Source organism: Streptomyces sp. NP-1717, from assembly GCF_022695985.1.
In the GTDB taxonomy this organism is placed as follows: domain Bacteria; phylum Actinomycetota; class Actinomycetes; order Streptomycetales; family Streptomycetaceae; genus Streptomyces.
Window position 1 is genome coordinate 1 of the sequence record NZ_JAAPBF010000241.1, and the last position, 10,872, is coordinate 10,872.

The 10,872-nt window shown below is 69.2% G+C and carries 7 protein-coding genes; 3 read left to right on the plus strand and 4 right to left on the minus strand.

Going from position 1 to position 10,872, the window contains the following annotated elements; all coding sequences use genetic code 11:
* The first annotated feature begins 98 nt into the window (after window positions 1-98).
* The gene (locus GXP76_RS30535; RefSeq protein ID WP_242574860.1) at window positions 99-1,055 is read left to right on the plus strand and encodes a DUF1152 domain-containing protein; all 957 of its coding nucleotides are present in this window, start codon (window positions 99-101) and stop codon (window positions 1,053-1,055) included.
* Window positions 1,056-1,209: 154 nt separating this feature from the next.
* Window positions 1,210-1,737 carry a TerD family protein gene (locus GXP76_RS30540; protein ID WP_242574861.1) on the plus strand — a complete coding sequence of 176 codons (528 nt, stop codon included), beginning with the start codon at window positions 1,210-1,212 and terminating at the stop codon, window positions 1,735-1,737.
* Window positions 1,738-1,916: 179 nt separating this feature from the next.
* Here the strand turns inward: GXP76_RS30540 and GXP76_RS30545 are convergent, their stop codons facing one another.
* Both GXP76_RS30545 and nrdR read right to left on the minus strand, forming a co-directional pair.
* Window positions 1,917-4,814 carry a vitamin B12-dependent ribonucleotide reductase gene (locus tag GXP76_RS30545; RefSeq protein ID WP_242574862.1) on the minus strand — a complete coding sequence of 966 codons (2,898 nt, stop codon included), beginning with the start codon at window positions 4,812-4,814 and terminating at the stop codon, window positions 1,917-1,919.
* Between the two features lie 241 nt (window positions 4,815-5,055).
* Window positions 5,056-5,565, minus strand: a complete 510-nt coding sequence (nrdR, locus tag GXP76_RS30550) for a transcriptional regulator NrdR (RefSeq protein ID WP_078074707.1) — start codon at window positions 5,563-5,565, stop codon at window positions 5,056-5,058.
* Between the two features lie 533 nt (window positions 5,566-6,098).
* Here nrdR and lexA point away from each other — a divergent pair.
* A complete protein-coding gene (lexA, locus tag GXP76_RS30555) occupies window positions 6,099-6,884 on the plus strand; it encodes a transcriptional repressor LexA (protein ID WP_242574863.1) in 786 nt (261 codons plus the stop codon).
* Between the two features lie 231 nt (window positions 6,885-7,115).
* Here the strand turns inward: lexA and GXP76_RS30560 are convergent, their stop codons facing one another.
* On the minus strand, window positions 7,116-9,086 hold the full coding sequence (locus GXP76_RS30560; protein WP_242574864.1) for an ATP-dependent DNA helicase: 1,971 nt from the start codon (window positions 9,084-9,086) through the stop codon (window positions 7,116-7,118).
* Window positions 9,087-9,124: 38 nt separating this feature from the next.
* A partial coding sequence (locus GXP76_RS30565) for an IucA/IucC family siderophore biosynthesis protein (protein ID WP_242574865.1) occupies window positions 9,125-10,872 on the minus strand: 1,748 nt, incomplete at its 5' end.

The following is a 10,872-nucleotide window of genomic DNA, read 5'->3' on the forward strand; positions in this document are numbered from 1 at the left end:
CAGCGAATCCACTTGACCAGCACCGCGCCATCGTACGGGGCCGGACGTGGCCCAGGTCACGCTCCGGCCGACCGGGCCGGAGCCGCACAATGATCCACATGACAGCCCTGCACGCCAACCCGCTCTTCACCCGTCTGGAGTCCGCCGAGAGCGTGCTCGTCGCCGGCGCGGGCGGCGGATTCGACATCTACGCGGGGCTGCCGGTGGCCCTGTCCCTCCTTCACCAGGGCAAGCGCGTCCAGCTCGCCAACCTCTCGTTCAGCGCGGTCGAAGGGCTGCCGCTGGAGAGCTGGCTCGCCCCCGACGTCGCCGCCGTCACACCGGACACGGCCCCGCACCAGGCGTACTTCCCCGAACGCACACTCGCCCAGTGGCTGGCGCTGCACCGCTACCCGAGCACGGTGCACGCGTTCAGCCGCGTGGGCGTGCAGCCGCTGCGCGCCGCCTACCGGGCGCTGATCGAGAGGTACGGGATCGACGCCGTCGTACTGGTCGACGGCGGCACGGACATCCTCATGCGCGGCGACGAGTCGGGCCTCGGGACGCCCGAGGAGGATCTGACCAGCGTCGCCGCGCTGGCCGGGATCGACGTGCCCGAGCGGCTGATCGTCTCCGTGGGCTTCGGGGTCGACGCGTACCACGGGGTGAGCCACGGGCTCGTACTGGAGAACATCGCCGCGCTCGAACGGGACGGCGCGTATCTCGGGGCCTTCTCGGTGTCCCGTTCGACACGGGAGGGCGCGCTGTTCGTCGACGCGGTGGCACACGCGCAGGAGTGCACACCGGACCACCCGAGCATCGTGAACGGGTCGATAGCGGCGGCGGTCCGGGGCTCCTTCGGAGACGTGCAGTTCACCTCCCGCACCCGGGGCAGCGAGCTGTTCGTCAATCCACTGATGTCGCTCTGCTTCGCCTTCGAACTGGAGGGGGTCGCGCGCCGTTGCCTCTATCTCGACCGTATCGAGGACACCCATCTGATCCGGCAGGTGAGCAGCGCCATCGAGCTGTTCCGCGAGGAGGTCCGTACGAGGCCGCCGCGTGGGATCCCGCACTGAGACGGCGCGGGCGGGGGCGAGGGAAACCCCGGTGGACGCCGCTCATGGCGAGTCGTGGCCAAGTGGCGTCAACTGGCCGGTACGGGGGGTGTGTTGTCGGTCTCGCGGACTAGCCTTGTACTCGGAGTTGTCGGACGTTACGGAGGGATGACCGGTGAGCAGCAGTCTCAACAGAGGCGTCGAAAAGGTTGAGGTCACCCTCAAATGGGATCCGAGCCCGCTGGGCCGGCCACCGCACGACCTGGACATCGTGGCCGCGACGTACACCGCTGACACGCCGGTCGACAGGCCTGCCTATCTGGTGCACTTCGACAGCCGCTCCCCGGACGGGACGATCATCCTGGAGAGGGAGAGCCGGACGGGCCAGGGATTCGGCTCCGACGAGGTGATGACCCTGGAGCTCGACCGCCTCGGGTCGGACTATGTGCGCGTGGTCGTGGGGGTCGTCATCCAGCAGCGCGAGGGCCGGAAGGCCTTCGGCGACATATCGGCCGCCTCCGTCCGCGTCCTCGAGGGCCTGGCCGAGCTGACGACGAGCGATTTCGCCGACGTCGCCCGGTCGACGTCGGCGACGATCGCGGAGTTCTCCAGGAACGAGTCGGGAACGTGGGACTTCCGGCCGGCGGTCCGCGGATTCGACGCCGACCCGCAGGAGTTCACGGAGCGGATGGGCAGCGTGTGACGACACCGCCGAGGTGTCGCTGAGGATCCCCGGACGCGGCCCGACGCCCCCGCCTGGGGCCTTCGACCGGCGCGCCGAGAGGGGCGTCAGCACACGGCTGACGCCCCTCTGATCAGGCACTGCTACTGCTCACACGGCAGGACGCCGGGTGACGCGACCGTGGCCGGCGGCGCTCGGGATCAGCTGCAGCCGCTCGTCGATCCGCAGCCCTCGCAGATGTAGCAGGACCCGGCCCGCTGCATCTTCGTACCGCACGAGAAGCAGAGCGGCGCGTCGGCGCTGATGCCGAGTTGCATCTCGACCAGCTCCGCCGAGGTGTGCGCCTGCTTGGGCGCGGGCGCCTCCGGGACGGGCGACGTCGCGGTCGGGCTCACCGACTTCAGCGGCTCCACCTGGCGCGGAGCGGACTGCGCCAGGGTCTCGACGTCCATGCCGTCCTCGTCGTCCAGGGACGGCTCGTACGAGCCGGTCTCCAGGTGACGCTGACGCTCGTCGGCCGAGTGGATCCCGAGAGCCGAACGCGTCTCGAACGGGAGGAAGTCGAGCGCGAGGCGCCGGAAGATGTAGTCCACGATCGACTGCGCGAGTCGCACGTCCGGGTCGTCCGTCATACCGGCCGGCTCGAAGCGCATGTTGGTGAACTTCGAGACGTACGTCTCCAGCGGGACGCCGTACTGGAGTCCCACCGACACCGCGATCGAGAAGGCGTCCATCATGCCCGCCAGGGTCGACCCCTGCTTGGACATCTTCAGGAAGACCTCGCCGAGCCCGTCGTCCGGGTAGGAGTTCGCCGTCATGTAACCCTCGGCGCCACCCACCGTGAAGGACGTGGTGATGCCGGGACGGCCCTTGGGCAGCCGCCTGCGGACGGGGCGGTACTCGACGACCTTCTCCACCGCCTGGCGGATCGTGTCCTCGGCCTTCTCGGCGACCTGCTCCTTCTTCTTCGCGGAGAGCGGCTGCCCGACCTTGCAGTTGTCGCGGTAGATGGCGAGCGCCTTGACGCCGAGCTGCCACGCCTTGAAGTAGACCTCTTCGACGTCCTCGACGGTCGCCGTCTCCGGCAGGTTGACCGTCTTGGAGAGCGCGCCGGAGATCCACGGCTGGATCGCCGCCATCATCCGTACGTGGCCCATCGCGGAGATGGAACGCTCACCCATCGCGCAGTCGAAGACCGGGTAGTGCTCGGGCTTCAGGCCGGGCGCGTCGATCACGTTGCCGTTCTCAGCGATGTGGGCGACGACCGCCTCGATCTGCTCCTCCTGGTAGCCGAGGCGGCGCAGGGCCTGCGGCACCGTGCCGTTGACGATCTGCATCGAGCCGCCGCCGACCAGCTTCTTGAACTTGACCAGCGCGAGGTCGGGTTCGAGGCCGGTGGTGTCGCAGGACATCGCCAGACCGATGGTGCCGGTGGGCGCGATGACCGAGGCCTGCGCGTTGCGGAAGCCGTTCTTGGCGCCGAGACGGACGACGTCCTGCCAGGCCTCCGTGGCCGCGGCCCAGATCGGGCTGTCCAGGTCGTCCACGCGCACGGCAGCGCCGTTGGCGTCCGCGTGCTGCTTCATGACCCGCTGGTGCGGCGTGGCGTTGCGGGCGTAGCCGTCGTACGGGCCGACGACCCCGGCCAGTTCGGCCGAGCGCTTGTACGACGTGCTCGTCATCAGCGAGGTGATGGCGCCGGCGAGCGCGCGCCCGCCGTCACTGTCGTACGCGTGGCCCGTGGCCATCAGCAGGGCGCCCAGGTTGGCGTAGCCGATGCCCAGCTGGCGGAAGGCGCGGGTGTTCTCGCCAATCTTCTGCGTCGGGAAGTCGGCGAAGCAGATGGAGATGTCCATCGCCGTGATGACCAGTTCGACGACCTTGGAGAAACGCTCGATCTCGAAGGACTGGTTTCCCTTGCCGTCGTCCTTGAGGAACTTCATGAGGTTCAGCGAGGCGAGATTGCACGACGTGTTGTCCAGGTGCATGTACTCGCTGCACGGGTTCGAGCCGTTGATGCGGCCGGATTCCGGGCAGGTGTGCCACTGGTTGATGGTGTCGTCGTACTGAATGCCGGGGTCGGCGCACGCCCACGCGGCCTCGGCCATCTTGCGGAAGAGGGACTTCGCCTCGACCTCTTCGATGACGTCGCCGGTCATACGGGCGCGCAGCCCGAACTTCCCGCCGGCCTCGACGGCTTTCATGAACTCGTCGTTCACACGGACCGAGTTGTTGGCGTTCTGGTACTGGACGGACGTGATGTCGTCGCCGCCCAGATCCATGTCGAAGCCCGCGTCACGCAGGGCGCGGATCTTCTCCTCCTCCTTCACCTTGGTCTCGATGAAGTTCTCGATGTCGGGGTGGTCGACGTCGAGGATGACCATCTTGGCCGCACGGCGCGTGGCGCCGCCGGACTTGATCGTCCCGGCGGAGGCGTCGGCACCGCGCATGAAGGAGACGGGACCCGAGGCGTTGCCGCCCGAGGAAAGAAGCTCCTTGGAAGAACGGATCCGCGAGAGGTTCAGGCCGGCGCCGGAGCCGCCCTTGAAGATCATGCCCTCTTCCTTGTACCAGTCGAGGATCGACTCCATGGAGTCGTCGACGGCCAGGATGAAGCAGGCGGAGACCTGCTGGGGCTGGGGCGTACCCACGTTGAACCAGACCGGCGAGTTGAAGCTGAAGATCTGGTGCAGGAGGGCGTACGCCAGCTCGTGCTCGAAGATCTCCGCGTCCGCGGGCGTGGTGAAGTAGCCGTTCTCCTCGCCCGACTTGCGGTACGTCTTCACGATCCGGTCGATGAGCTGCCTGAGGCTCGTCTCACGCTGTGGCGTGCCGACAGCCCCGCGGAAGTACTTGCTGGTGACGATGTTGACCGCGTTCACCGACCAGAAGCCGGGGAACTCGACGCCACGCTGGTCGAAGTTGACCGAGCCGTCGCGCCAGTTGGTCATGACGACGTCCCGGCGCTCCCAGACCACCTCGTCGTACGGATGCACGCCGGGGGTCGTGTGGATTCGCTCGATACGCAGGCCCTTGCCGGTCTTGGCTCCCTTGCCGCGGGAACCCCGTGCCGTCGGACCGCTCGCCGTCTCTGTCATGCCGCCTCCCATGTACAGGCGAAAACGCCCTGATGTGCCACGTTCTTCCCATGGCACAGTGATGTGTCCAATGCCATGGGCGCCGCTCGGGCGCTCGTGGCCGGTCTCGTCGCCGCCGGGCGCCCGATCGACAGTGATCGGTCGCTGAGCTGTCGCGATAGGTCGGTGACCGATCGATGACCGATCGGCCGTCACCGACCGAGATGTCGGTTCCGGTGACCGTGCCGCTGCCGGTGTCCGGTCAGTCGGCAGCGGTGACGGGCTCGGGGACCTCGGGGGTCGCGCCCGGCCCGCCTTCCTCTGTGGGAGGCCGCGTGCGGAGCTCCGCCACGGCGGCCTCGAAGTCTTCGGGCGAGTCGAACGCCCTGTATACGGATGCGAAGCGCAGGTACGCGACGAGGTCGAGCTCCTGCAAGGGGCCGAGTATGGCCAGCCCTACATCGTGGGTGGTCAGTTCGGCGCTGCCGGTGGCGCGCAGCGCCTCCTCGACCCGCTGGCCGAGTTGGGCGAGAGCGTCCTCGGTGACCGGCCGTCCCTGGCACGCCTTGCGGACGCCGGAGATGACCTTCGTACGGCTGAAGGGTTCCGTGACTCCGCTGCGCTTGATCACCATCAGCGAGGCGGTCTCCACCGTCGTGAAACGGCGCGAGCAGTCGGGGCACTGACGGCGGCGCCGGATGGACGTCCCGTCGTCGGTGGTGCGGCTGTCGACGACACGGCTGTCGGGGTGCCTGCAGAAGGGACAGTGCATGGCTTTCCGACCCTCCTTCACAGCACGACTGAGAAGCCTCGACGGGCCCTGGTGGGGCCGTACGAAGCGGTCTCCAGCATAGGCGATGGCCTCCGTCAGGAAAGACCCGGGACCACTACTTCTGGGCGACTGAGCCAATCCAACCACTACATGTAGGGCTCGCGCACGCTTCGGACCGATCGCGCGTGTCGCGGCGGGACGACGGATCGGCCGCCCTGCGGCGCCCGGCGCGAGGGGGCCCGGCACGAGAGTACGGGAGCCCGGAGGGTCCCGTGGCCCCGGGCCGCCCGATGAGACACTGGGCGCCGCCGGCCGCGCCGGGACGGCTGTGGGGATTTCCGCAATGAGCCGTGTACGGCTCGTAGATGAGCCGTGGACGACCCGCCTGGAGGGCGTCGAATAGGCGTCACATACACCGCCGATATTGCCCCGTCAGCACTTCCGGGGATTTTCACTCGAACGTGTGTTTGGCGCAACCTTTCGAAAGCAACTACCGTTGTCCAGCTAGGGAGAACATTTCGAGAGGGGCCGACGTGACCACCACCGCAGACAGCGCCACCATTACCGCCCAGGACCGCTCCCAGAGCCGACTCGAGCCGGTGCATGCCATGAATGACGCAGCCACGAATCCGGAGGGCACAAAGCCCACTCGCTCGCTGCCCGGCCGACCTCCCGGAATCCGGGCGGACAGCTCCGGTCTCACGGACCGGCAGCGGCGGGTCATCGAAGTCATCCGCGACTCCGTGCAGCGACGCGGATATCCGCCGTCGATGCGCGAGATCGGCCAGGCCGTCGGCCTGTCCAGCACATCCTCCGTCGCCCACCAGCTGATGGCTCTGGAGCGCAAGGGATTCCTGCGCAGGGATCCGCACCGGCCGAGGGCCTACGAGGTCCGGGGTTCCGACCAGCCGAGCACCCAGCAGACGGACACCACGGGCAAACCCGCCGCGTCGTACGTGCCGTTGATCGGCCGGATCGCCGCGGGCGGGCCGATTCTCGCGGAGGAATCCGTCGAGGACGTGTTCCCGCTGCCCCGCCAACTGGTCGGTGACGGCGAGCTGTTCGTGCTCAAGGTCGTCGGTGACTCGATGATCGAAGCGGCGATCTGCGACGGCGACTGGGTGACGGTGCGCCGTCAGCCCGTGGCCGAGAACGGCGACATCGTCGCCGCGATGCTGGACGGCGAGGCCACCGTCAAGCGCTTCCGGCGCGAGGACGGCCATGTGTGGCTGCTCCCGCACAACGCGGCGTACCAGCCGATTCCCGGCGACGACGCGACGATCCTCGGCAAGGTCGTAGCGGTCCTGCGGCGGGTGTGAGGGCTCGCCGGCTCAGGCCGGCCCCGGGATCCACTGCGCCGGTCCCGGGGCCTCGCTGTGCCCGCCGCGGGCCGTCCCTCTGAAGGGTCGGCCCGCGCAGGTGGTCGCGGAGCACCGGCCTCGCGCCCACCGCCTCCTCAGGAGCATCGCCCCCTCAAGACCACCGACTACTCACGAGCACCGACCGGACCGTCCTGGTGTGCGGTCCTCCACGGTCACTCAGGTCCCTGGTCACTTGCCCTCGGACTTGGCCCGCGCGTCGATCGCGGCCAGCGAGCGGCGCGCCTGGTTGCGGTCCGTCGTGTACCAGAAATCGGGCATCGAGGCCCGCAGATAGCTGCCGTACCGCGCGTTCGCCAGCCGAGGGTCCAGTACCGCCACGACACCCCGGTCCCCGGAGGCTCGCACCAGCCGGCCCGCGCCCTGAGCCATCAGCAGGGCGGCGTGCGTGGCCGCCACGGACATGAACCCGTTGCCCCCGGCCTCCTCGACCGCCTTCTGGCGCGCGCTCATCAGCGGATCGTCCGGACGCGGGAACGGAATCCGGTCCATCACCACCAGCTGTGAACTCGGGCCGGGAACATCCACGCCCTGCCAGAGCGAGAGCGTGCCGAACAGACACGTCGCGGGGTCCGCGGCGAAAGCCTTGATCAACTCGCCGAGGGTCTCCTCCCCTTGCAGCAGGATCGGCGTGTCGAGTCTGCCGCGCAGCTCCTCGGCGGCGGCCTGGGCGCCGCGCATCGAGGAGAACAGTCCGAGCGTACGGCCGCCGGCGGCCTCCACCAGCTCCGCGAGCTCGTCCATCATGTCGCCGCGCGAACCCTCCCGGCCGGGTGGGGAGAGGTGCCGGGCGACATAGAGAATTCCCTGCTTGGGATAGTCGAAGGGCGATCCGACGTCGATGCCCTTCCACTGCGGGACGTCCTCGCCCCCCGTCCCCTCCGGGGCCAGGCCCAGCGACGCGCCGACACCGTTGAAGTCGCCGCCGAGCTTGAGTGTGGCGGAGGTCAGGACCACCGAGCGCTCGTTGAAGAGCTTCTCCCGCAGCAGGCCCGACACGGAGAGCGGGGCGACCCGCAGCGACGCGCCGAACCGGTCGTGGCGCTCGTACCAGACCACGTCCCACTCGCTGCCGTTGGCGATCCGCTCCGCGACGCTGTGGACGGATTCGACGGCCGCGAGAGCCTGCTTGCGTACGGCGTCCTCGTCCTGGACGGACTTGTCGCGGGTCGCCCCGATCGCCGAGATCACCGTGCGCGCCGCGTCACGCAGCGCCATCAGTGCGTAGCCGAGGTCCTCGGGGATCTCTTCGAGCCGGCCGGGGAGCGCGAGCTCCATCAGCCGCTCGAAGGTCTCGGAGGCCGTCTGGAGCGAGTCCGCGGCCTTCTCGTCGACCAGTTTGGCCGCACGGCGCACCGCGCGGTTGACCTGGCCGGGGGTCAGCTCTCCGGTGGCGACGCCGGTCACCCGCGACACCAGTTCATGGGCCTCGTCGACGATCAGCACCTCGTGCTGCGGGACGACGGGCGCGCCCTCGATGGCGTCGATGGCCAGAAGCGCGTGGTTGGTGATCACGACATCGGCGAGCTTGGCCCGCTCGCGCGCCATCTCCGCGAAGCACTCGGCACCGTAGGCACATTTCGTGGCGCCGAGGCACTCACGGGACGACACCGAGATCTGCGCCCAGGCCCGGTCGGAGACACCCGGCGTGAGATTGTCGCGGTCGCCGGTCTCCGTCTCGTCCGCCCAGTCCCGCATCCTCAGCAGGTCCTTGCCGAGCTTGCTGGTGGGCGCCGCCGCCTCGAACTGGTCGAAAAGGCCGTCCTCCTCGTCCTGCGGCGCGCCTTCGTTGAGACGGTGCAGACAGAGGTAGTTGGAGCGGCCCTTGAGCATGGCGTACTCGGGACGGCGCCCCAGCAGGGGGCTCAGCGCGTCGACCGTACGGGGAAGGTCACGCTCCACGAGCTGCCGTTGCAGGGCCAGGGTCGCGGTGGCCACCACGACGCGCTCACCGTGCGCCAGCGCCGGGACCAGATAGCCGAGCGACTTTCCGGTGCCGGTACCGGCCTGCACGAGCAGATGGGAGTTGTCGTCGATGACCTCCGCGACGGCCTCGGCCATGGTGACCTGGCCTGGCCGTTCCACACCGCCGACAGCGGTGACGGCGGCATGGAGGAGCTCGGAGAGAGATGGCTTCGTCATAGCCCGACCACCCTACGGCTCACCACCGACAACGGTGGTCACGTCCCGCTCGCACCGTCCGCCGGCAGGGCCAGCGGATTGGGCACCGTGCCGTGCACGGCGGCGTGCGGGCGGTCCGCGCGGTCGCGGTATCCGTCGAGATGCAGCCGGTTGCGGTTGAGGCAGAGCCGCGCGATACGGGGCGTGAGCAGGTCGAACGTCTCGAAGCGGTCCTTGAGTTCGGGGAAGCGGGCCTGGTGGCGCAGGATTTCGGCCCGTACGAGTGACCAGAACGTCCGCTCCGGTACGTCCAGTTGGTCCTGGCACAGCGGCGCGAGGAAGCGGAAGACGCCGACGAAGAGACCGGCGTGGATGAACTGGGTGAGGAACGACGGCTCTTCGGTGAGGAGGGTGTCCCTGACCTCCTGGGGCATTCCCTGGTGCTCCGGGAGTGGCCGGGCGCTGATGTTCACGTCGTCCACGAAGTCCTTGATCGCGAGGCGGACGGGGACGTCCCCCTCGTCGAAGACGACGACCGTGTTCTCGCCGTGCGGCGAGAACACGGTGCCGTAACGGTAGAGGAAGCGCAGCAGCGGCGGCAGGAGCGCGGCGAAGAGCCTGCGGAGCCAGACTTCGGCCGGGAGCCCGGACCGTTCGACGAGTTCGGCGGTGAAGGCCCGGCCGGCCGGATCGGTGTGGAGGAGCGAGGCGAGGGTCCGCGCACGCTCGCCGCGGGCGAGTCTGGCGGGGAGCGGTTCACGCCAGATGGCGCCGAGGAGTTCCCTGTACTGGTACGGGACCTCGGGGAGGTGGTCGTAGAGCGGGTGGGTCACCGTCACCGACGCCACTTCCCCGAGCAGGATCACTCCGCACTCGTCGCGGAGGAAGGGATCCGACTCGTACAGCCCGCGCATCCAGGCGGTGACGGCCGGAGCGGCCAGCGTGCGTTCGGTGGGCAGACCGCGCCAGACCAGGGTGTTGAGGATGGACAGGGGCAGTTTCACCGTGTGGCGGTCCGGCCGGGTGGTGTTGAGGAACGTACGGATGGACTGCTGCGGCAGTCTGCGGTCGCCGTCGGTGGGGAGCGGGACGATCGCGCCGGCGGCGATCTCCGCGGCGTAGAGCGGCAGGATCACTTCGTCCCACTGCCAGGGGTGCACGGGGAGATAGAGGTACGTGTCCGGGTCGAGGCCCCGGGAGCGGAGTTCGGCGGCGAAGCCGTCGCGGGTCGCGGGGTCGAGCTCGGAGTCGTAGAGCCGGCCGGGCGAGGCGAGGGAGGGGACGCCCCGGTAGGTGGCGAGGGTGGTGCTGACCGCTGTCCAGGGGAGTGGGGAGGGGGTGCGGGACTCGGGCGCCCAGCGGGTGGCGTCGGTGGCGGAGAAACCTATGCGGCCTTTGTTGAGTATGAGCCAGGGGTGCCCGGTCTGGTGGCCTTCGAGATCGGCGTGGTCGAGGTCGGCGAGTTCGGCGGCGGTGAGGGCGGTGCCGTCGATCCTGGTGTCGGCGACGAGGGTGGCGTTCAGTTCGCGGACGAGGTGGCCGAGCGTGGCGCCGTCGATCGCGAGGAGGCGGCGCGCGAGCACGAGAAAGCGGAGGGGGTCGCGGAAGGGCTGTCCGGCGTGCTCGACGGAGTGGGGGTCGACGCGCCAGCTGCCGTAGGCGCCGCGACGGGCGGTGAAGGTGAGGGGGGTGCCGTCGTCGAGCGCGAGCGTGTACCGGTCGGGAGCTTCGCCGCTCGCGGTGCCCGGCAGGGCGACGGGCGTGATGATCTCCTCGTACGCGAATTCACCGAGGAGCTTCGCGAGGA

Excerpts from the sequence above, each read along its gene's own strand:
- GXP76_RS30535 (WP_242574860.1), top strand. The coding sequence starts at position 99 with ATGACAGCCCTGCACGCCAACCCGCTCTTCACCCGTCTGGAGTCCGCC.
- GXP76_RS30545 (WP_242574862.1), bottom strand. The coding sequence starts at position 4,814 with ATGACAGAGACGGCGAGCGGTCCGACGGCACGGGGTTCCCGCGGCAAG.
- nrdR (WP_078074707.1), bottom strand. The coding sequence starts at position 5,565 with ATGCACTGTCCCTTCTGCAGGCACCCCGACAGCCGTGTCGTCGACAGC.
- GXP76_RS30560 (WP_242574864.1), bottom strand. The coding sequence starts at position 9,086 with ATGACGAAGCCATCTCTCTCCGAGCTCCTCCATGCCGCCGTCACCGCT.